This window comes from Streptomyces sp. NPDC048361 (assembly GCF_040651795.1).
GTDB lineage: Bacteria > Actinomycetota > Actinomycetes > Streptomycetales > Streptomycetaceae > Streptomyces.
Genome location: NZ_JBEZKW010000005.1, coordinates 99,327 through 118,879, shown reverse-complemented (window position 1 = coordinate 118,879; position 19,553 = coordinate 99,327). Strand labels below are relative to the sequence as shown.

Below are 19,553 nucleotides of genomic sequence, written 5' to 3'. Positions count from 1 at the left end.
CAACCGCTGGAGACGCCCGGTGAGTTCCCCAGATCCGCAGGTTCGCGCAGCGCGAAACCTCTCCGCCTCAACATCGCGCGGCCCCGTCGTCGCCGTGACCGGTGCCGCATCCGGGATCGGCGCCCTGCTGACCGCGCGGCTCGCCGCGTCCGAGGAGGTCAAGCAGGTCGTCGCCATCGACGAGCGCCGGGGCGGGGTCTCCGAGGCGACCTGGCACATTCTGGACGTACGGGACCCGGCGATCGCCGAGAAACTGCGCGGCGTCGACGTCGTCGTGCACCTTGCGCTCGACCTCGACCTGGAGACGGACCCGGCGGCCCGTACGGCCTACAACGTGCGCGGCACCCAGACCGTCCTGACCGCAGCGGCGGCCGCCGGCGTCCACCGCGTGGTGCTCTGCACCTCGGCGATGGTCTACGGGGCGCTGCCCGACAACGACATCCCGCTCTCCGAGGACGCCGAGCTGCGGGCCACCGCCGAGGCGACCGGCGTGGGCGACCTCCTGGAGATCGAGCGTCTGGGGCGGCGGGCCCCGCGCGCGCACCCGGGGCTCAACGTGACCGTGGTGCGGCCCGCCGTCCTGGTCGGCGGCACCGACACCGCGCTGACCCGGTACTTCGAGTCGCCGCGCCTGCTCGTGGTCGCCGGATCCCGGCCGACCTGGCAGTTCTGCCACGTCGACGACTTGTGCAGCGCCCTGGAGTACGCGGCTCTGGAGAAGGCCGAGGGAGAGTTCGCGGTCGGCTGCGACGGCTGGCTCGAACAGGAGGAGGTCGAGGAGCTCAGCGGTATCCGCCGCATGGAGCTGCCCTCGGCCGTCGCCCTGGGCGCGGCGGCCCGGCTGCACCGGATCGGGCTCACCCCCTCGCCCGCCGGTGACCTCGCGTACACGATGCACCCGTGGGTGGTCAGCGTCGGGCGGCTGCACGACGCGGGATGGCGGCCGCAGTGGACCAACGAGGAGGTTCTCGCCGAGCTCCTCGAAGAGGTCGCGGGCCGGCACACCGTCGCCGGCCGCAGGCTGGGCCGCAAGGACGCCACCGCCGCCGGAGCGGCCGGCGCCACCGTCGCCCTGCTCGGCGCGGCCGCCGTGGTGCGCAGGGCCCGCAAGCGGCGCGGCCTGTAGGCCGCAGGGCCTCGCACGCGGCGGGGTCCGGTCAGCGCCGGGCCTGAAGCCGACAGGCCCTGAAGCCGACCGGGTCGACAGGGCTTGAAGTCGACCGGCTCGTAGGTTGCCGGGCCCGAAGCGACGGGGCCGGAGGTTGCCGAGCCCAAAGGCATCGGGCCGGAGGTCACCGGCCCGGAAGCGGCGGGGCCCTGTAGAACCCTCCTACGTCGGCGCCGGCCGCCCGGTCGAAAGAGCTATTCCGGGATGTCACTCCCGTACGGCACGATGGAACCATGGCACGCACGTATCCCGACCACCCCGGCGAGCAGGCGGCGCACGACCCGATCCGTCTCCTCGCGATCCGTGAAACGCCGCTCTCGCTCGACGAGGTCTTCGCGGCCTCGGGCGACTTCGCGGCGGGCGGCACCACGCTCTTCGTCGGCACCGTGCGCAATCACGACGGCGGCACCGACGTCGACACGCTCGGATACTCCTGCCATCCGAGCGCGGAGGCGGAGATGCGGCGGGTGGCCGAGAAGGTCGTGGCCGACTATCCGGTCCGCGCGCTGGCCGCCGTCCACCGTGTGGGTGATCTGGCGGTGGGAGATATCGCGGTCGTCGTCGCCGTGTCCTGCCCGCACCGGGCGGAGGCCTTCGAGGCCTGCCGCAAGCTGATCGACGACCTCAAGCACGAGGTTCCCATCTGGAAACACCAGCGGTTCTCCGACGGTACGGAGGAGTGGGTCGGCGCCTGCTGACCGGGGGTCCGGGCATCTGAAACCCCGTCGGATGCCATGCGCCCCGATTTGCGTAACCGCCCCCCGGGCATGAGCGTTGAACCGGCAGACGACTAGTCTGCTGATCTGTCAGTTCGCGGTCGCCTATTGGGGAACGGGAGGTCGGAAATGGCTGCACTCGCCTGGCTGCTGATTCCGCTTTTCGCCGCTGTCGGAGCGGCGATATGGGCGCGCTGGGCAGCCCGTAATCGCACCAGCGGCGATGTGTCCGAACTCGCCGGTTACAGCCGGTTCCGCGAAGCGATGGAACGAGCCCACGCCGGGACCGGTGCCGAATCGGCGACACCCGCCGAGTGCGCCCCCGCGCAGCAGACCCCCGTCAGCTCGTAGCGTCCGTCCGCTCGTAGCGGGTCCCGCGAGGACCCCGTACGGACCGGCCCCACGGGTGGCCGCACAGGTCGGTCCCGTACTGTCGTTCCATGCCACGCCGCACCGCGACGATGCTCGCCTCCACCCTCGTGCTGATCGCGCTGCTCTGCGCCGGCGTACTGATCAAAGTGCCGTACGCGGAGATGTCTCCCGGCCCCACCGTGAACACGCTCGGCGACGCCGGCGGCGAGCCGGTGCTCCAGATCACCGGCCACCAGACGTACCAGACGACCGGGCACCTCAACATGACGACGGTCAGGGTCACCGGCGCGGACTACCGGATGAACCTGTTCGAAGCGGTCTACGGCTGGCTCGCGCACGACAGCGTGGTGGTCCCGCACGACACGCTCTACCCGGACGGCAAGACCGACGAGCAGTCCAACCAGGAGAACGCCGAGGAGTTCAGCCAGTCGCAGGAGAGCGCCAAGGTGGCGGCCCTGAACGAGCTGCACATCCCGGTGACGAGCTGGGTCATCGTCTCCTCGGTGGTCAAGGGCACCCCGGCCGAGGGCAAACTGCACGCCGGTGACGCCATCCAGGCCGTCGACGGCACCAAGGTCACCAAGCCCGCCGATGTCGCGACGCTCGTCACCAAGCACAAGCCCGGCCAGAACGTGGTCTTCACGATCGTGCCCGCCAAGGAGGCCGCGACCGCCAAGAAGGCCGGCAAGGCACCCTCGGGCGGCGAGAAGGTCACCATCACCACGGAGAAGGCGCAGGACAGCGACCGCGCCATCGTCGGCATCCAGGCCGGAAGCGACCACTCCTTCCCGTTCACCGTCGACATCAAGCTCGCCGACGTCGGGGGGCCGAGTGCCGGCCTCATGTTCTCGCTCGGCATCGTCGACAAGCTGACGCCCGAGGACCTGACCGGCGGAAAGTTCGTCGCCGGCACCGGCACGATCGACGACACCGGCCAGGTAGGCCCGATCGGCGGCATCGAGATGAAGCTGATCGGCGCACGCCAGGCGGGCGCCCGCTACTTCCTGACGCCCAAGGACAACTGCGCGGCCGCCGCGTCCGACATCCCCTCGGGCCTCACCCTGGTGAAGGTCGACACCATCCACGACGCCCGGCAGGCGCTCGACAAGATCCGTACGGGGGACACGGCCGGACTGCCGAGCTGCTCGGTCAAGTAACACCGGCCGCGCCCCCGCCGGTCGGCTAGGCGAAGGTCGCGGCCAACGCCTCGGCGAGGCCCGGCACCAGGTCGGGGCCGGTCAGGACCTCGGTCGCGGAGTCCTTCTCACGCAGCCGGATGGCGGACTCGCGGGCACCGCCGCGCAGCACCGCCACCGTCATCCGCACCTCCTGCCGGTCGGGGTGGGCGGCGACCCACGTGGCGAGTTCCTTGTCGCTCAGCCCCTCCGGCACGGAGGTCTCGGCGGACGGCGGCAGCATCAGGCGCTCCAGCGTGAGCGCGCAGCCGGCCACCGAGCCGGGCCAGGCGATCGTGCCGAGGAACTTGTCCAGCGGCTTGTTCCGCGGGATCTCCTCCTGCTCGATCGGGGTCAGCCCGGAGACCGGCGCGTCGTCGGCGGTGGAGACCAGGTTCGGGGCCTGGGCGCGGAGCTTGGCGGTGTCGACAAGCGCGAAGAGCCGGGCCGGCTTGTCCCAGCCGAGACCGGATGCGTACTCGTCGATTTCGAGGACCGCGCGGGTGAGCGGGCTCGCGGCCATCGGGGGACCTGAGGGGGAAACGTTGGACATGGACAACATCCTGCCCTCTTTCACCCCCCGATCGGGAACTGAGTAAAGCCTCAGTAAGTTGCATGAGTGGGCTCTACGATCGCTGGGCCCGCCCATACGACAGCGAACTTCGAGGTGCGCACCTTGGCTTTCCAGATGCCGGACCGCGGCTCAGGCCCGTCCGGGCCACGGATCAGAGTCGGCCGGCCGTCCCGCCGGGTCCGGACCCTGCTGATGACACTGGGCATTCTGGCCGTGCTTGCCATGGCCTTCGTCATGTTCGCGGGGTTCTGGACCGACTGGCTCTGGTACCGCTCGGTCCACTACTCGTCGGTCTTCACCACCCAGCTGTGGACGAAGATCGGATTGTTCTGCGTCTTCGGACTCCTGATGGCCCTCGCCGTCGGTCTGAACATCTGGCTGGCGCACCGGCTCCGGCCGCCGCTCAGCGCGATGTCCCTGGAGCAGCAGAGCCTCGACCGCTACCGGATGGGCATCGCGCCGTACAAGAAGTGGATGCTGCTCGGAATCACCGCGCTCATCGGCCTCATCGCCGGCGCCTCGGCCTCCGGTCAGTGGCGCACCTGGCTGATGTGGGTCAACGGGGTGCCGTTCGGCCAGAAGGACCCCCAGTTCAAGCTGGACGTGTCGTTCTACGCCTTCGACCTGCCCTGGTACCGGTTCCTGCTCGGCTTCGGTTTCGCCGCGGCCGTCCTCTCGCTCATCGCTGCCGCCCTCACGCACTACCTGTACGGCGGGCTGCGCATCACGAGCCCCGGCGCGCGCGCCACGGGAGCGGCCACCGGGCACCTCTCGGTGCTGCTCGGCGTCTTCGTGGTCCTCAAGGCCGTGGCGTACTGGCTGGACCGGTACGGGCTGGCGGTCAAGTCCAGTGACTTCAAGGCGACCAACAACTGGACGGGCCTTCGCTACGTCGACGCCAACGCGTATCTCCCGGCGAAGACGATCCTGTTCTGCATCGCGGTCATCTGCGCCGTGCTGTTCTTCGCGACGCTGTGGCGCCGGACCTGGCAGCTGCCCGTCATCGGTTTCGGCCTGATGGTGCTCTCGGCGATCCTGATCGGCGGGCTCTACCCGGCGATCGTGCAGAAGTTCCAGGTCCAGCCCAACGAGCAGGCCAAGGAAGCCCCGTACATCCAGAAGAACATCGATGCCACCCGCAAGGCGTACGACGTCGCCGACGCGGATGTGACGGACTACAAGGGCACCACGGACACCAAGGACAACGCGAAGCTGCGCTCGGACGCCGACTCGGCGGCCAGCTACCGCATCATCGACCCCAACGTCGTGTCGCCCGCGTTCCAGCAGCTCCAGCAGAAGCGCAAGTACTACCAGTTCCCCTCGACCCTTGACGTGGACCGTTACCAGGACAAGGACGGCAAGGAGCAGGACACCGTCATCGGTCTGCGCGAGCTCGACCTCAAGGGCATCGACAAGCGCAACTGGATCAACGACCACTTCACCTACACCCATGGCTTCGGCGCGATCGCGGCCAAGGGCACCAGTGTCGACGACAACGGCGCGCCGGACTTCACCGAGTCGGGGCTGCCCACCAGCGGCCAGCTCCCCTCGGACTACGAGCAGCGCGTCTACTACGGCGAGAAGACCGACCAGTACTCGATCGTCGGCGGGCCCCAGAAGGAGCTCGACTACGAGAGCGAGGGCAAGGGCCAGGTCACCACGAGCTTCCAGGGCAAGGGCGGCGTGAGCCTGTCCAACCCCTTCAACCGGGCCGCGTACGCCGTCACGTTCAACGAGCCGCAGATCCTGTACTCGGGTGCCATCGGCAAGGGATCGAAGATCCTCTACAACCGCACTCCGAAGGAGCGCGTCGAGGCGGTCGCACCCTGGCTGACCATCGACGGCGACGCCTACCCGGCGGTCGTCGGCAAGCGCATCCAGTGGGTCGTCGACGCGTACACGACGACCAATGGTTACCCCTACGCCTCGCGCACCACGCTCGGCGAGACCACCACGGACTCGCTGACCGACAACCAGCGCGCTGTGGTGGCCCAGCAGAACCAGGTCAACTACATCCGCAACTCGGTGAAGGCGACCGTCGACGCGTACGACGGCACGGTCACGCTCTACCAGTGGGACGACAAGGACCCGGTCCTCAAGACCTGGATGAAGGCGTTCCCCGGCACGGTGAAGGCCAAGTCGGCGATCCCGAAGGACCTCCTCACCCACCTGCGCTACCCGCAGGACATGTTCAAGGTCCAGCGCGAGCTGCTCACCCGCTACCACGTCACCGACCCCGCGCAGTTCTACAGCGGCAGTGACGCCTGGCAGGTGCCGGACGACCCGACCAACAAGGACAACAGCGCGGTTCCGCCGTACTACCTGTCCCTGAAGGTGCCGGGCGCCGAGAACCAGGGCAAGAAGTTCTCGCTGACCACGACCTTCACCCCCAACGGCCGGCCCAACCTGGGCGGTTTCATGGCGGTCGACGCCGATGCGGCGAGTTCGGACTACGGCAAGATCAGACTGCTGCGGGTCACGGACAACGTGCAGGGCCCGCAACAGGTGCAGAGCAGGCTGAACGGCTTGCCAGAAGTCGCCGAGTTCGTACGGAACCTGAGAGGCACCGACTCCGAGATCGACTACGGCAACCTGCTCACGGTGCCGCTCGGCGGGGGCTTCCTCTACGTCGAGCCGGTGTACGCGCGCGGTGGCAGCGCCAACTATCCGCTGCTGAGCAAGGTCGGCGTCGCCTACGGCGACAAGACGTTCTTCAAGAACAACCTGGCGGACGCGCTGAGCGCGGTCTTCGGGGCGGACGGGGCGACACCACCGTCCACGACCAACCCACCGTCCACGACCAACCCGCCCACCACGCCGCCGGCCTCCGGCAACGCCACGCTCCAGCAGGCCATCAACGACGCGCAGAAGGCGTACGAGGACGGTCAGAAGGCGCTCGCCAAGGGCGACTGGAAGGCCTACGGCGACAGTCAGAAGGCGCTCCAGGACGCCCTGAACAAGGCGGCCGAGGCCGAGCAGAAAGCGGGTAAGCCCGCAAGCTGACCCGCCAGGGCCGGAGCTGACCTGGGCAGATGGGTCGGCTCCGGTCGGGAGCCCCCTCCACCGCGTGGTAGCGTTGGGTTTACCGACGCGGGGTGGAGCAGCTCGGTAGCTCGCTGGGCTCATAACCCAGAGGTCGCAGGTTCAAATCCTGTCCCCGCTACTCACTGACGAGGGCCCGGATCCTTTCAAGGATCCGGGCCCTCGTCGCGTCCGAACCCCGTGCCGTCGACCAGGCCCGAGGGCGGGCGATGGCCGGGGAAAATGCCCGATTGCCGGTGGCTGGAACCCGGTGGCGTGAAATCTTGTCTTGTCAGGGGGAGTTGGGGTACACGGGTTTGGCGTGTCTCTCTGTGGGCATGTCGACAAAACGCTGAAGTGACCTCACGAGCTGCGGTATACCAGGTGTACGCCGGTTGCGGGTGGTGCGACGATGGTATTTATGGGGGACAGGGCAAGTCTGTTGGAGACAGGGCGGTTTGTGCAGACACGCTCGGATGAGGATGTTGACACCGCTGACGCCGAGACCGAGGCGCGGCACCGGCGTGCCGCCGACGGCGGCGACGCCGAGTCGATGAGCGTCCTCGGTTCCCTGCTGCTGCGCCGCGGCGACCTCGACAGCGCCGAGCCCTACCTTCGTGGCGCCACCGCCGAGGGCGACCGGGCCGCCGCCAACAACCTGGGTGTCCTGCTCCACCAGCGCGGCTACACCGACGAGGCGGCCGGTTGGTGGCGCATCGCCGCCGTCGCCGGATCCGCCGCAGCGGCGCACGCGCTCGGCCGCCACTACCGCGAGCGCGGCGACGAGCCGGCCGCCGAGTACTGGCTGCGCCAGTCCGCCGAGCAGGGCCACGCGCTCGGCGCGTACGCCCTCGCCGACCTCTTGGAACACCGCAGCGACGTGGGCGCCGAGCGGTGGCTGCGCGCCGCCGCGGAGCAGGGCCACCGCGAGGCCGCCTACCGTCTTGCCCGCCTCATCGACCGGCGCGGCGAGGACGGGACGGCCGGCGAAGGCCACGGTGACATCGCTGTCGAACGGGCGCCCGAAGGGGAGAGCGCCGCCGACGAGGCCGAGCCGTGGTACCGGCAGGCCGCCGCGCGTGGCCACCGCCGCGCCGCCCTGCACCTCGGCGCGATCCTGGAGAAGCGCGGCGACCTGAAGGAAGCGGGTCGCTGGTATCTGACCTCCGCCAAGGACGGCGAGGCCAAGGCCGCCTGCGCGCTCGGCTTTCTGCTGCGCGACGCGGGAGACGAGGAGAGCGCCGCCGTGTGGTGGCTGCGCGCCGCCCAGGACGGCGACGGCAACGCCGCCAACGCGCTCGGCGCGCTGCACGCCGCGCGCGGCGAACAGCAGACCGCCGAGCGCTGGTACCGCGCGGCCATGACCGCGGGCGACGTGAACGGGGCGTACAACCTCGGGCTGCTCTGCGCCGCGCAGAACCGGACGGCCCAGGCCGAGCAGTGGTACCGCAGAGCGGCGTACAGCGGACACCGCGAGGCGGCCAACGCGCTCGCGATCCTGCTGCTCCAGGCCGGCGACCCGACCGGCGCCGAGCCCTGGTTCTCCAAGGCCGCCGAGGCCGGCAGCGTGGACGCCGCCTTCAACCTCGGCATCCTCTTCGCCGGGCGCGACGACGACCGCACCGCCCTGAAGTGGTACGAGCGGGCCGCGGCCGCCGGACACACCGACGCCGCCCTCCAGGTCGGCATCGCGCTGTTGCGGGACGGCGAGGAGCAGGCCGCCGAGCGCCATCTGCGGTGCGCGGCGGGCGGCGGCAGCGCCGAGGCCGCGTTCCGGCTCGCCACCGTCCTCGACGCGCGCCAGCCCCCGCCCGGGCCGCCGGCGCTCGGCGAGCCGATGGCCGAGAAGACGGAGTGCGAGGAGTGGTACGAGCGTGCCGCGCAGCAGGGCCATCGCCGCGCGCAGGTGCGGGTCGGCATGCTGGCCGCCGCGCGGGGCGACCTGGAGGCGGCCGCGCGCTGGTACGGGGAGGCGGCCGAGGCCGGCAGCCGCAACGGCGCGTTCAACCTCGGGCTGCTGCTGGCCCGTGAGGGCCGCGAGCGCGAGGCGGCCCTGTGGTGGACCCGCGCGGCCCACGCCGGACACGGGCGGGCCGCGCTGCGCCTCGCCCTGCTCGCCGCCCGCCACGGCGAGCTGAGCGAAGGGCAGCGCTGGTGTGCGAGGGCGGTCGAGCTGGGCCCCGCGGAGGTCGCGGAGCGCGCGGCGCGGCTGCGCGAGGCGCTGCACCAGGAGCTCACGGCCTAGAGGACCCGGGGTCCCTGGGGGCTGAGGGGCCCAGGGGAACAGATTTGCGCTGGTCGGTGCCGTCCCGTAAGGTTGGGTTCACCGACGCGGGGTGGAGCAGCTCGGTAGCTCGCTGGGCTCATAACCCAGAGGTCGCAGGTTCAAATCCTGTCCCCGCTACTTGCAGGCTGAGGCCCGAATCCTTTGGGGGATTCGGGCCTCAGTCGTTTTGTCGTCTGCCCAGGCGTCAGCCCGGCCGACGCGTGAGCCGCGTCCAGCCGTATCCAGCCGTGTTTCAAGCATCGGCCTGGCGGAAGCGCCAGAAGAAAGAAGCCCTCCGGCCGGCGGCCGGAGGGCTTCTTCGCGTTGCGGGGGATCGGTCAGGCGGCCGCGCAGTTCGGGCAGGTGCCGCGGTAGGTGACCTCGACGGCCGCGATAGTGAAGCCGAAGCGCTCGCTGTCGGGCAGGTCCGCCAGCGGATTGCCCTGCGGGTGGACGTCGCGGATCGCGCCGCACTGCGCGCACACCAGGTGCTGGTGCGGGCGGTGCGCGTTCGGGTCGTAGCGCTTGGCGCGACGGTCGGTGGAGACCTCAAGGATCTCACCGAGCGTCACCAGCTCGCCCAGCGTGTTGTAGACCGTGGCCCGGGAGATCTCGGGCAGGCGCTCCACCGCGCGCGCGTGCACTTCGTCAGCGGTCAGGTGGACGTGGTCGCCGTTCAGGACCTCGGCCACGACGCGCCGCTGTGCGGTCATCCGCCAGCCGCGGCCACGCAATCGCTCCAACAGGTCACTCATGGGCACCAGCCTAACAGGGGAAGAGGCCCAGTCCCGAACAGGTGTGGGTTTGGATCACTGTTTGACTTAGACAATGTCCATTGTAGGATCGAGTCCGGTAGTTACCCAGGGACAGGACTTGCAGGACATGACGCAGGAGGCGCACGTGACACAGGGACCGCTCACCACGGAGGCCGGCGCACCGGTTGCCGACAACCAGAACAGCGCGACCGCGGGCGCGGGCGGTCCGGTCCTGATCCAGGACCAGTCGCTCCTGGAGAAGCTCGCCCACTTCAACCGCGAGCGCATCCCGGAGCGCATCGTGCACGCCCGGGGCGCGGGTGCTTACGGCACCTTCACCGTGACCCGTGACGTCTCGCAGTGGACGCGCGCCGCGTTCCTCTCCGAGGTCGGCAAGGAGACCGAGACCTTCCTGCGCTTCTCCACCGTGGCCGGCAACCTCGGCTCCGCCGACGCCGTGCGCGACCCCCGCGGCTTCGCGCTGAAGTTCTACACGGAGGAGGGGAACTACGACCTGGTCGGCAACAACACGCCCGTCTTCTTCATCAAGGACGCCATCAAGTTCCCCGACTTCATCCACACGCAGAAGCGCGACCCGTACACCGGCAGCCAGGAAGCCGACAATGTCTGGGACTTCTGGGGCCTGAGCCCCGAGAGCACCCACCAAGTGACGTGGCTCTTCGGCGACCGCGGCATCCCGGCCACCCTGCGGCACATGAACGGCTTCGGCTCGCACACGTTCCAGTGGAACAACGAGGCCGGCGAGGTCTTCTGGGTCAAGTACCACTTCAAGACCGACCAGGGGATCAAGAACCTCACCCAGGACGAGGCCAACAAGCTCGCAGGCGAGGACCCCGACAGCCACCAGCGCGACCTGCGTGAGGCCATCGAGCGCGGCGACTTCCCGTCCTGGACCGTGCAGGTGCAGATCATGCCGGAGGCGGACGCGGCGACGTACCGCTTCAACCCGTTCGACCTCACCAAGGTGTGGCCGCACGCGGACTACCCGCCGATCGAGATCGGCAAGCTGGAGCTCAACCGCAACCCGGAGAACATCTTCGCCGAGGTCGAGCAGTCCGTCTTCAGCCCCGCGCACTTCGTCCCCGGCATCGGTCCCTCCCCGGACAAGATGCTCCAGGGCCGTCTCTTCGCGTACGGCGACGCCCACCGCTACCGCGTCGGCATCAACGCCGACCACCTTCCGGTGAACCGCCCGCACGCCACCCAGGCGCGCACCAACTCCCGTGACGGCTACCTGTACGACGGCCGCCACAAGGGCACGAAGAACTACGAGCCCAACAGCTTCGGCGGTCCCGTCCAGACCGACCGCCCGCTCTGGCAGGGCAGCACCGTCACCGGGGTCACCGGCACCACCGTCGCGCCGGTGCACGCCGAGGACAACGACTTCGTGCAGGCCGGAAACCTCTACCGGCTCTACTCCGAGGACGAGAAGGCCCGTCTCATCGACAACCTGGCCGGGTTCATCGCCAAGGTGTCCCGTGACGACATCGCCGACCGCGCGATCAACAACTTCCGCCAGGCGGACGCCGACTTCGGCAAGCGGCTCGAAGCCGCGGTCCAGGCCCTTCGCGGCTGAACCGGGCCCGCTCGCCGGGGATGAACAGAGGGCCGGACCCCTTCGGGGGTCCGGCCCTCTGGCGTCCGCCGGGCGAGGATGAGGAATGCCCGCCCGTGGTCAGCAGGCCGGCGGGTCAGCCCGTCAGTGCGCTCTCGCGGCGCGTCGGGGACCAGCAGCGGATGATGTCGCGGACCGAGACGATGCCGACCGGTCCGTGGTCGTCGAGGACGATCAGATGGCGGAAGCCGCCGTGCGTCATCGCCGTCGCGGCCTCGACCAGGGTCCAGGCCGGCGCCGCGAAGACGACGTCCGTGGTGGTGTGGGTGGCGGCGGTCTCGTGGTCGGGGTCCTGGCCCAGGCCGACGGAGTTGAGGATGTCGCGCTCGGTGAGGATGCCGAGGCCGCTGGTGTCGGGGTCGAGGACGATGGCCGCGCCGACCCGGCGCGCGGACATCAGGCGGGAGGCTTGCCGGAGGGTGTGGGCGGGGCCGATGGTGAGGACCATCGTGCTCATGGCGTCACGGACGAGCATGAAAGGAGCCACCTCCTGGGTGGATTCGACTACCGGCACGGCGAACGGAGCCCGCTCCGGAAGGAATTCACAAGTTCACAAGTGGGGGGACTCCTAGAGTCGCATCACGGCCGGTCGTCAACAAGGGGTGGGTAGAAGTAAGTTGAGGGGCGCGTAAAAGTACGACTCACGCCCCACAGCGGCCCCATGCGCGAGCCGGGCCAAGCCCGAGCCGGCCGGAGGCCAAGCCTGAGCCGGCCCGAGCATGCGCACCGCCGTCAGGACTGGGGCGCGTCGCCCAGGTAGCCGAGCAGTTCCTCGTGGAGCAGGCCGTTGGACGCCGCCGCGTTGCCGCTGTGCGGGCCGGGCCGGCCGTCGAGGCCGGTGAAGACGCCCCCGGCCTCCTGCACCACGATCACATTGGCCGCCATGTCCCACATCGACAGCTCGGGCTCCGCGCAGAAGTCCACCGAGCCCTCGGCGACCATCATGTACGGCCAGAAGTCGCCGTACGCCCGGGTGCGCCAGCACTCCCGGGTCAGATCGAGGAAGTCGTCGAGCTTGCCCTGCTCCTCCCAGCCGCTCAGCGAGGAGTACGCGAACGAGGCGTCGGGCAGCTTGGAGACGCTGGACACCTTCAGGCGGGTCGCCGAGGTGAGGCTGCGGCCGGTGAACGCGCCGTGGCCTTTCGCCGCCCACCAGCGCCGGTTCAGGGCGGGCGCCGACACGACGCCGACCACCGGCTGGAAGCCGTTCTGACCGGCCTCCATCAGGGAGATCAGGGTCGCCCACACCGGCACGCCGCGGACGTAGTTCTTGGTGCCGTCGATCGGGTCGACCACCCAGCGCCGCGGGCCCGTGCCCTCAAGGCCGTACTCCTCGCCGAGGATCGCGTCACGCGGCCGCGCCCGGTGCAGATGCCCCCGGATGACCTCTTCGGCCGCCTTGTCGGCCTCGCTCACCGGCGTCATGTCGGGCTTCGTCTCGACCACCAGGTCGAGCGCCTTGAACCGGTCCATGGTGGCCGCGTCGGCGGCGTCCGCGAGGACGTGGGCGAGACGCAGATCATCGTGATAGTCGGGCATGGCCACCACCGTAGCGACCGTCCGCGGTACGGACCACAGCGCCCGCACTCCGGGACGCCCCCGTGCCCGCCCCTGGCGCCCCTTGACACTTGATTGGCGCCCGTCAACGCTGAACGCGGAGCCGCCCGCAGGCCGTCGGGGGCCCGGGAGGCGACCATGCCCACAGCGCGGGAATCCTTACTGGACGCCGCTCTCTCGGCGCTCGCGGAACTGCCGTGGCCGGCGGTGCGCATGGTGGACGTGGCGGCCGCCGCCGGGGTTTCGCGGCAGACCCTCTACAACGAGTTCGGCAGCAAGGAGGGGCTCGCCCGCGCGCTGGTGCGCTGGGAGGCCGACGTGTATCTGCGCGGCGTCGACAGAGCGCTCGCCGAGCCCGGGCCCCCTGCCCCCGACCCCTCCGGCTCAGCCGAGCGCCTGGTCCGCTGCTCAGCCGAGCGCCTGGTCCGCGTCGCGGAGTGGACGCTCGGTTCGGCCCGTTCCAGCGCCCTGGTGCGAGCGCTGCTCACGGGCGCCTGGAGCGAACGGCTTCCCGCGCCCTCGGTCCGTACCACCGCGCCGGTATCCGCCGTGCCCGCCCAGCGCCGGGCCGACGCCGGGGTGCCCGGCCCGGCCGAACTCGTCGCCGCGGTACGGGACAGGGCGCTCGCGGTGCTCGAACGGGAGGTGCCCGGAGCCGATCCGGTGGAGCTCGGCCGCTACTGCGAGACGGCGGTTCGGCTCGGCCTGTCCTTCGTGGTGGCGCCGGTCGGACGGGGCGAGGGCCACGCCGGACAGCTGCGCGCGGTGCTCGCCGGGCTGTCGGTGCGCGCGGTGGGACGACCCGGCTCACGGGTGGACGCGCCGGCGACGGCCGGAGCGGCCCGGGTCAGTGCGCCGAGCCCGAGATCTGCAGGCCGATCACACCCACGATGACCAGCGAGATCGACACCAGTTTCAGGGTCGAGACCACATCGCCGAGGAAGACCATGCCGTAGATGGCGGTACCGGCCGCCCCGATGCCCGTCCACACCGCGTAGGCGGGCCCCACGTCCAGCTTCCGAAGCGACAGCGTCAGCAGACCGAAGGAGCCGAGTGCGAACGAGGCGAACGCGATCGTCGGCCACAGCCGGGTGAAACCGTGCGACAGCTTCAAGCAGACGGCGAACCCTGTTTCCAGGATCCCCGCCACCACGACCAGCAGCCACGCCATTGTCCTGGGCCTCCCGCAACGCGTCTCGTCACCGACTGCATGGTCACTGCACGGTCAACACCTGGTGTGATTATGCAATGCGAGGCACGTACCCGCCCGGGGAAACGGTCAGTCCCCCTCGCGTCGCTCCCGTGTCGCGAGCAGACGGCGCAACGAGTACAGCCGGGCCGGATCCGCGTGCCCGTCCGCGACCCACTGGTCGAGCGCGCACTCCGCCTCGTCGTGGCTGCACGCGCGCGGACAGTTCTCGGTGCCCGGCACGAGATCGGGGAAGGCCAGGATCACCCGGGACGGGTCGACGTGGTGCAGGCCGAAGGAGCGTACGCCCGGGGTGTCGACGACCCAGCCGCCGTCCGCGCTGTCCAGGGGCAGCGCGAGCGCGGACGTGGTGGTGTGGCGGCCGCGCCCGGTGACCGCGTTGACATGGCCGGTGACGCGCCGCTGTGCCTCCGGCACCAGCGCGTTGACCAGGGTCGTCTTGCCGACGCCCGAGTGGCCGACGAACGCGGTGACCCGGCCGTGCAGATGCTCGCGCACCCGGTCCGCCGCGTCGCCCTCGTACAGCTCCTCGCGTGAGGTGACCACGAACGGGACGCCCAACGCGCCGTACATGTCCAGGAGTTCACCGGCCGGCGCCAGGTCCGACTTGGTCAGGACCAGGAGCGGTGCGAGCCCGCCGTCGTACGCCGCCACCAGACAGCGGTCGATGAGGCGGGGGCGCGGCTCGGGGTCGGCGAGCGCGGTGACGATGGCGAGCTGGTCGGCGTTGGCGACGACGACGCGCTCGTACGGGTCGTCGTCGTCGGCGGTGCGCCGCAGCACCGAGGTGCGCTTGCCGATCCGTACGATCCGGGCGAGCGTGTCCTTCTTGCCGGACAGATCGCCCACGATGTCGACCCGGTCGCCCACCACCGCCGCCTTGCGGCCCAGTTCGCGGGCCTTCATGGCGTGGATCGAGCGGCCCTCGACCAGGCAGGTGAGCCGGCCGCGGTCCACGGTGAGGACCATGCCCTCGGCCGCGTCCTCGTGCTTGGGGCGGATGCTGGTGCGAGGGCGGTTGCCCTTGGGGTTGGGGCGGACGCGGATGTCGTCCTCGTCCGGGTTCTTGCCGTAGCGGCGCATGGTCTTAAGCCCCGCTCAGCTTCCCGACCCCGCCAGCATGGATTCCCACATGTCGGGGAAGTCGGGCAGCGTCTTGGCCGTCGTCGCCACGTTCTCGATGTGCACGCCCTCCACCGCGAGGCCGATGATCGCGCCGGCCGTCGCCATCCGGTGGTCGTCGTAGGTGTGGAAGACGCCGCCGTGCAGGGCGCGCGGGCGGATGTGCAGCCCGTCCTCGGTCTCCGTCACATCACCGCCGAGCTCGTTGATCTCCTTGGTGAGCGCGGCCAGGCGGTCCGTCTCGTGCAGCCGCAGGTGCGCGACGCCGCGCAGCGTGGAGGGCGAGTCGGCGAGCGCCGCGACGGCGGCGATGCCCGGAGTGAGCTCGCCGACCTCGCTCAGGTCGACGTCGATGCCGTGGATACGGCCGGAGCCCGTGAACACCAGCCCGCGGTCGGTCAGTTGGCAGGCGCCGCCCATCTCGGTGAAGATCTGGCGCAGCTGGTCGCCGGGCTGGGTGGTGCGGGCCGGCCAGTCGGAGATGACGACGGTGCCGGCGGTGATGAGCGCGGCGGCCAGGAACGGCTGGGCGTTGGAGAGGTCGGGCTCGACGGTCAGGTCGCGGCCGAGCAGCGCGGAGTGGGTGACCCGCCACACGTTCGGCTCGCCGCCCGTCTCCGGCTCGTCCACCTGGGCGCCGACGCAGCGCAGCATGTCGACCGTCATCCGGATGTGCGGCATCGACGGCAGGGCCGCGCCCACGTGGCGTACCTCGACGCCCTGGTTGAAGCGGGGTGCGGAGAGCAGCAGGGACGAGACGAACTGGGAGCTGGACGAGGCGTCGATCTCCACCCGGCCGCCTTCGAGGGCGCCCGCGCCGTGCACGGTGAGGGGGAGCGCGCTGCGGTTGTCGTCGTCGATGCGGGCGCCGAGCGCGCGCAGCCCGTCGATGACGCCGCCGAGCGGGCGCTCGTAGGAGCGCGGGTCGCCGTCGAAGCGGACCGGTCCGTCGGCGAGCGCGGCGACGGGGGGAAGGAAGCGCATGACGGTGCCGGCGTTGCCGACGTCGACGGTGGCCGGGCCGTGCAGGCCGGCCGGGATCACGCGCCAGGCCTCGCCTGAGCCGTCGGGGCCCACGCCCTCCTCGATGCCGACCCCCAGGGTGCGCAGGGCCTCCGCCATCAGGAGGGTGTCGCGGGAGCGCAGGGGGCGGCGCAGCCAGCCGGGTTCGGCGGCAAGCGCGGCCAGGACGAGCCCGCGATTGGTGACCGATTTCGATCCGGGCACGGTGACCGTCGCGTCGACGGCTTTGCTCGCGAGAGGGGCGGGCCAGAGGGCGTGGTGCACGGGCGTTTCGGTCATGGTCCTTACTTTAGTGGGGCCGTGGACTAGACACCGAGCAGCCAGCGGCCCCCACCGATCAGGGAACAGACAGAAACCGCGTGGAAGAGGAAGAGCCAGAGCGCCGGCGGTACGTGGGTGAGCCGGGCGAGCTGGTCGGCGTCCGAGTCGCCGTCGTTGTGCCGGCGGCGCTTGCGCTGGAGCTCGAACGCCGGGCGTACGCCGCCGAGCAGCAGGAACCACACGGCCGTGTACGCGAACGCGGACTGCACATCGGGGCCGGTCAGCCACGAGATGAGCAGGAACGCGGCGCCGGTGATCACCGCGGTCAGGACGCCGTACGCGTTGCGGATCATCACCAGCATGGCGAGGAGCAGCGCCGTGGCCAGCCACAGGAAGAGCGTGACGTGGTGGGCGGTGAGCAGCCAGGCGCCGCCGAGGCCGAGCAAGGGCGGCGCGGTGTATCCGGCGGCCGCGGTGAGGATCATTCCCAGGCCGTAGGGCTTGCCCCGGCTCACGGTGAGGCCGCTGGTGTCGGAGTGCAGCCGGATGCCGTCGAGGCGGCGCCCCGAGACGAGCGCCACCAGGCCGTGGCCGCCCTCGTGGGCGATGGTGATGGCGTTGCGGGACAGCCGCCACAGGCTGTGCGGGACGACCGCGGCGAGCGCGACCAGGCCGGTCGCGACGACCAGCCACCGGTCCGGTGGGCTCTGGGTGCCGAAGAGCTGGAGGTCTTGCAGCGCTGACATGTCGGGGACGGCTCCTCATGGGGTACGGGCGCCGTGGCAGTCTGGCACCGGGCACCGCACAGGCGTGCGGCGGGTGGTCGGCCCGGGCCGGGTAGCGCGCGGTGTGTGCTGGACAGGGCGAGCACCGCCGTGCGTGATGGATAGGACGAGCACCGCCGTGCGTGATGGATAGGACGAGCACCGCCGTGCGTGATGGATAGGACGAGCACCGCCGTGCGAAAGGTTCCGCCGTCCCGGACGGCGCAGGCCACCCCGGGCGTGCACCGGCCACCGGGCTCCCCCGCCGGCCGGTACCGGCGGTCTGCCACCCTTGGGGGCTGCGAAGACGGCGCACCGCGGTGGCTCGGTGCGGGACACGGCCGTACGACCAGCGTCGGTGCGGCTCAGTTGGGGAGGCTGGACATGTGCGGCAGGTACGCGGCGAGTCGCGCGCCCGAGGATCTCGCCGGGGTCTTCGACGTGGAGAAGTGGGACCCGGCCGAAACGGTGGAGCCCGACTGGAACGTGGCCCCCACCAAAGAGGTCTACGTCGTCCTCGAACGCCCCCTCAAGGACACCGATGAGCCCCGCCCGGTCCGTCAGCTGCGCAAGCTGAAGTGGGGGCTCGTCCCTTCGTGGGCGAAGTCACCCGAGGGCGCCGCCCGGATGATCAACGCGCGGGCCGAGACGGTCCACGAGAAGCCCTCCTTCAGGAAGCCGTTCTCCTCGCGCCGCTGCATCATCCCCGCCGACGGCTACTACGAATGGGTCACCGGCACGGGGGAGCGCGAGCTGGAGGTCGAGGGCAGGAAGAAGCGGCCGCGCAAGCAGCCGTACTTCGTGACCCCGTCGGACGGCTCGGTCTTCGCGATGGCCGGGCTCTACGAGTTCTGGCGCGACCGCACCCTGCCCGACGACCACCCGGCGGCGTGGTGGGTGACCTGCTCGGTGGTGACCACCGAGGCGGAGACCGGTCCGCTGGGTGTCGCCCCCGCGGAGGGCCCGTTCTCCCTCGCCGACATCCACCCCCGGATGCCGCTGATGCTGACCCCGGACCGCTGGTCGGCGTGGCTGGACCCGGCCCGTCAGGACAGCGAGGAGGTGCGGGACCTGCTCGCACCGCCGCCGGGCGGCCTGATGCGGGCGTACCCGGTGTCGACGGCCGTCAGCAACGTGCGCAACAACGGACCCGAACTGCTGAAGGAGCTGGAGGGACCGGAAGAGGGCACCTTGTTCTGATCCTTTTCTGATCCGCGTCCCGGCTGCCCATCGCGCCCCTTGTTCTGTCGCAGGATGGGGTCCGTGAGCGACAGCGAGATCGTTGAGACCGGCGCCGGTGAGGCGCGCATCACCTGGCGGCCCGCGGCCGAGGCCCGCCTCGTCCTTGCGGTGAGCCATGGTGCGGGTGGCGGCATCGAGGCCCGCGACCTGCAGGCCCTGGCCGCCGCGCTGCCCCCGCTCGGGGTGAGTGTGGCCCTGGTGGAGCAGCCGTGGCGAGTGGCCGGCAAGAAGCTGGCCCCGGCGCCGAAGACGCTGGACACCGGCTGGCGCGACCTGTGGCCCGCCCTGACCGCGAAGGGGCTGCCCGTCGTCGCGGGCGGCCGCAGCGCCGGGGCGCGGGTGGCCTGCCGCACGGCGGCGGAGCTCGGCGCGGCCGGGGTCCTGGCCCTGAGCTTCCCGCTGCACCCCCCGGGCAGGCCCGAGAAGACCCGGGCCCCCGAGCTGCTCGGCGCAGGCGTCCCCACCCTGGTCGTGCAGGGCGGCAACGACCCCTTCGGCAAGCCCGCCGAATTCCCCGATGGGCCGTACGGGATGACGGAGGTGCCCGGCGCCGACCACGGGTTCGCCGTCCCCAAGCGCGGCTCCCTCACCCAGCAGGACGCACTGGAGGTGATCACGGTGGCGGTCGGCGGCTGGCTCGGCGCGCTCGCCCTCTGACGCAGCGAAGCTCGCCCTCTGACGTCGGCAAGCT

18 protein-coding genes and 2 tRNA genes are annotated in these 19,553 nt (G+C 70.8%); 12 read left to right on the top strand and 8 right to left on the bottom strand.

Going from position 1 to position 19,553, the window contains the following annotated elements:
• Positions 1 to 19 precede the first annotated feature (19 nt).
• From AB0D31_RS04735 to AB0D31_RS04720, 4 genes are all read left to right on the top strand, one after another.
• The gene (locus tag AB0D31_RS04735) at positions 20 to 1,126 is read left to right on the top strand and encodes an SDR family oxidoreductase (RefSeq protein ID WP_362716961.1); all 1,107 of its coding nucleotides are present in this window, start codon (positions 20 to 22) and stop codon (positions 1,124 to 1,126) included.
• A gap of 275 nt (positions 1,127 to 1,401) precedes the next feature.
• Positions 1,402 to 1,866 (top strand): molybdenum cofactor biosynthesis protein MoaE, encoded by a 465-nt coding sequence (locus tag AB0D31_RS04730; RefSeq protein ID WP_362716958.1) that lies wholly within the window; start codon positions 1,402 to 1,404, stop codon positions 1,864 to 1,866.
• A 147-nt stretch (positions 1,867 to 2,013) separates the two neighbouring features.
• Complete coding sequence (locus AB0D31_RS04725) at positions 2,014 to 2,235, top strand: hypothetical protein (protein ID WP_362716956.1); 222 nt, start codon at positions 2,014 to 2,016, stop codon at positions 2,233 to 2,235.
• A gap of 89 nt (positions 2,236 to 2,324) precedes the next feature.
• Positions 2,325 to 3,413 carry a PDZ domain-containing protein gene (locus AB0D31_RS04720; RefSeq protein WP_362716953.1) on the top strand — a complete coding sequence of 363 codons (1,089 nt, stop codon included), beginning with the start codon at positions 2,325 to 2,327 and terminating at the stop codon, positions 3,411 to 3,413.
• A gap of 25 nt (positions 3,414 to 3,438) precedes the next feature.
• Here AB0D31_RS04720 and AB0D31_RS04715 read toward each other — a convergent pair whose 3' ends face one another.
• The gene (locus AB0D31_RS04715) at positions 3,439 to 3,984 is read right to left on the bottom strand and encodes a PPA1309 family protein (protein ID WP_362716950.1); all 546 of its coding nucleotides are present in this window, start codon (positions 3,982 to 3,984) and stop codon (positions 3,439 to 3,441) included.
• 135 nt (positions 3,985 to 4,119) lie between these two features.
• Between AB0D31_RS04715 and AB0D31_RS04710 the strand changes: the two genes are divergently transcribed.
• From AB0D31_RS04710 to AB0D31_RS04695, 4 genes are all read left to right on the top strand, one after another.
• Positions 4,120 to 7,008, top strand: a complete 2,889-nt coding sequence (locus tag AB0D31_RS04710; protein WP_362717106.1) for a UPF0182 family protein — start codon at positions 4,120 to 4,122, stop codon at positions 7,006 to 7,008.
• Between the two features lie 86 nt (positions 7,009 to 7,094).
• Positions 7,095 to 7,168, top strand: a tRNA-Met gene (locus tag AB0D31_RS04705).
• Positions 7,169 to 7,438: 270 nt separating this feature from the next.
• Entirely contained in the window at positions 7,439 to 9,271 is a 1,833-nt protein-coding gene (locus AB0D31_RS04700) for a tetratricopeptide repeat protein (RefSeq protein WP_362716947.1), read from the top strand.
• A gap of 85 nt (positions 9,272 to 9,356) precedes the next feature.
• Positions 9,357 to 9,430: transfer RNA gene (locus tag AB0D31_RS04695), tRNA-Met, on the top strand.
• A gap of 200 nt (positions 9,431 to 9,630) precedes the next feature.
• On the opposite strand, the gene AB0D31_RS04690 is transcribed toward AB0D31_RS04695, so the two are convergent.
• Positions 9,631 to 10,047, bottom strand: coding sequence for a Fur family transcriptional regulator (locus AB0D31_RS04690; RefSeq protein ID WP_267056276.1), 417 nt, complete (start codon positions 10,045 to 10,047; stop codon positions 9,631 to 9,633).
• Between the two features lie 145 nt (positions 10,048 to 10,192).
• On the opposite strand from AB0D31_RS04690, the gene AB0D31_RS04685 reads away from it, so the two are divergent.
• On the top strand, positions 10,193 to 11,644 hold the full coding sequence (locus AB0D31_RS04685; protein WP_362716944.1) for a catalase: 1,452 nt from the start codon (positions 10,193 to 10,195) through the stop codon (positions 11,642 to 11,644).
• Between the two features lie 115 nt (positions 11,645 to 11,759).
• Here AB0D31_RS04685 and AB0D31_RS04680 read toward each other — a convergent pair whose 3' ends face one another.
• Positions 11,760 to 12,158: a CBS domain-containing protein gene (locus AB0D31_RS04680; RefSeq protein ID WP_362716941.1), complete on the bottom strand. Its 399-nt coding sequence runs from the start codon at positions 12,156 to 12,158 to the stop codon at positions 11,760 to 11,762.
• A 257-nt stretch (positions 12,159 to 12,415) separates the two neighbouring features.
• Positions 12,416 to 13,222: a histidinol-phosphatase gene (hisN, locus tag AB0D31_RS04675; RefSeq protein ID WP_362716939.1), complete on the bottom strand. Its 807-nt coding sequence runs from the start codon at positions 13,220 to 13,222 to the stop codon at positions 12,416 to 12,418.
• 156 nt (positions 13,223 to 13,378) lie between these two features.
• Here hisN and AB0D31_RS04670 point away from each other — a divergent pair, with 156 nt between their 5' ends.
• Complete coding sequence (locus tag AB0D31_RS04670) at positions 13,379 to 14,134, top strand: TetR/AcrR family transcriptional regulator (RefSeq protein WP_362716936.1); 756 nt, start codon at positions 13,379 to 13,381, stop codon at positions 14,132 to 14,134.
• Here AB0D31_RS04670 and AB0D31_RS04665 read toward each other — a convergent pair.
• The 4 genes from AB0D31_RS04665 to AB0D31_RS04650 all read right to left on the bottom strand — a co-directional run bounded on the left by AB0D31_RS04665 (position 14,088) and on the right by AB0D31_RS04650 (position 17,602).
• Positions 14,088 to 14,411 carry a multidrug efflux SMR transporter gene (locus tag AB0D31_RS04665; RefSeq protein ID WP_328309823.1) on the bottom strand — a complete coding sequence of 108 codons (324 nt, stop codon included), beginning with the start codon at positions 14,409 to 14,411 and terminating at the stop codon, positions 14,088 to 14,090. The genes AB0D31_RS04670 and AB0D31_RS04665 overlap by 47 nt on opposite strands.
• 108 nt (positions 14,412 to 14,519) lie before the next feature.
• On the bottom strand, positions 14,520 to 15,533 hold the full coding sequence (gene rsgA, locus AB0D31_RS04660) for a ribosome small subunit-dependent GTPase A (RefSeq protein WP_362716934.1): 1,014 nt from the start codon (positions 15,531 to 15,533) through the stop codon (positions 14,520 to 14,522).
• Positions 15,534 to 15,548: 15 nt separating this feature from the next.
• Positions 15,549 to 16,874, bottom strand: a complete 1,326-nt coding sequence (gene aroA, locus AB0D31_RS04655) for a 3-phosphoshikimate 1-carboxyvinyltransferase (RefSeq protein WP_362716931.1) — start codon at positions 16,872 to 16,874, stop codon at positions 15,549 to 15,551.
• A gap of 26 nt (positions 16,875 to 16,900) precedes the next feature.
• On the bottom strand, positions 16,901 to 17,602 hold the full coding sequence (locus AB0D31_RS04650; RefSeq protein WP_362716928.1) for a M50 family metallopeptidase: 702 nt from the start codon (positions 17,600 to 17,602) through the stop codon (positions 16,901 to 16,903).
• Positions 17,603 to 18,004: 402 nt separating this feature from the next.
• On the opposite strand from AB0D31_RS04650, the gene AB0D31_RS04645 reads away from it, so the two are divergent.
• Both AB0D31_RS04645 and AB0D31_RS04640 read left to right on the top strand, forming a co-directional pair.
• On the top strand, positions 18,005 to 18,820 hold the full coding sequence (locus AB0D31_RS04645; RefSeq protein ID WP_362716925.1) for an SOS response-associated peptidase: 816 nt from the start codon (positions 18,005 to 18,007) through the stop codon (positions 18,818 to 18,820).
• A gap of 54 nt (positions 18,821 to 18,874) precedes the next feature.
• A complete protein-coding gene (locus tag AB0D31_RS04640; protein WP_362716922.1) occupies positions 18,875 to 19,519 on the top strand; it encodes an alpha/beta family hydrolase in 645 nt (214 codons plus the stop codon).
• Positions 19,520 to 19,553 lie beyond the last annotated feature (34 nt).

Bases quoted from the DNA above. Each gene is read 5' to 3' on its own strand.
- AB0D31_RS04730 (WP_362716958.1), top strand. From the start codon at position 1,402: ATGGCACGCACGTATCCCGACCACCCCGGCGAGCAGGCGGCGCACGAC.
- AB0D31_RS04725 (WP_362716956.1), top strand. From the start codon at position 2,014: ATGGCTGCACTCGCCTGGCTGCTGATTCCGCTTTTCGCCGCTGTCGGA.
- AB0D31_RS04720 (WP_362716953.1), top strand. From the start codon at position 2,325: ATGCCACGCCGCACCGCGACGATGCTCGCCTCCACCCTCGTGCTGATC.
- AB0D31_RS04715 (WP_362716950.1), bottom strand. From the start codon at position 3,984: ATGTCCAACGTTTCCCCCTCAGGTCCCCCGATGGCCGCGAGCCCGCTC.
- AB0D31_RS04710 (WP_362717106.1), top strand. From the start codon at position 4,120: ATGCCGGACCGCGGCTCAGGCCCGTCCGGGCCACGGATCAGAGTCGGC.
- AB0D31_RS04700 (WP_362716947.1), top strand. From the start codon at position 7,439: ATGGTATTTATGGGGGACAGGGCAAGTCTGTTGGAGACAGGGCGGTTT.
- AB0D31_RS04690 (WP_267056276.1), bottom strand. From the start codon at position 10,047: ATGAGTGACCTGTTGGAGCGATTGCGTGGCCGCGGCTGGCGGATGACC.
- AB0D31_RS04680 (WP_362716941.1), bottom strand. From the start codon at position 12,158: ATGCTCGTCCGTGACGCCATGAGCACGATGGTCCTCACCATCGGCCCC.
- hisN (WP_362716939.1), bottom strand. From the start codon at position 13,222: ATGCCCGACTATCACGATGATCTGCGTCTCGCCCACGTCCTCGCGGAC.
- AB0D31_RS04670 (WP_362716936.1), top strand. From the start codon at position 13,379: ATGCCCACAGCGCGGGAATCCTTACTGGACGCCGCTCTCTCGGCGCTC.
- AB0D31_RS04665 (WP_328309823.1), bottom strand. From the start codon at position 14,411: ATGGCGTGGCTGCTGGTCGTGGTGGCGGGGATCCTGGAAACAGGGTTC.
- rsgA (WP_362716934.1), bottom strand. From the start codon at position 15,533: ATGCGCCGCTACGGCAAGAACCCGGACGAGGACGACATCCGCGTCCGC.
- aroA (WP_362716931.1), bottom strand. From the start codon at position 16,874: ATGACCGAAACGCCCGTGCACCACGCCCTCTGGCCCGCCCCTCTCGCG.
- AB0D31_RS04650 (WP_362716928.1), bottom strand. From the start codon at position 17,602: ATGTCAGCGCTGCAAGACCTCCAGCTCTTCGGCACCCAGAGCCCACCG.
- AB0D31_RS04645 (WP_362716925.1), top strand. From the start codon at position 18,005: ATGTGCGGCAGGTACGCGGCGAGTCGCGCGCCCGAGGATCTCGCCGGG.
- AB0D31_RS04640 (WP_362716922.1), top strand. From the start codon at position 18,875: ATGGGGTCCGTGAGCGACAGCGAGATCGTTGAGACCGGCGCCGGTGAG.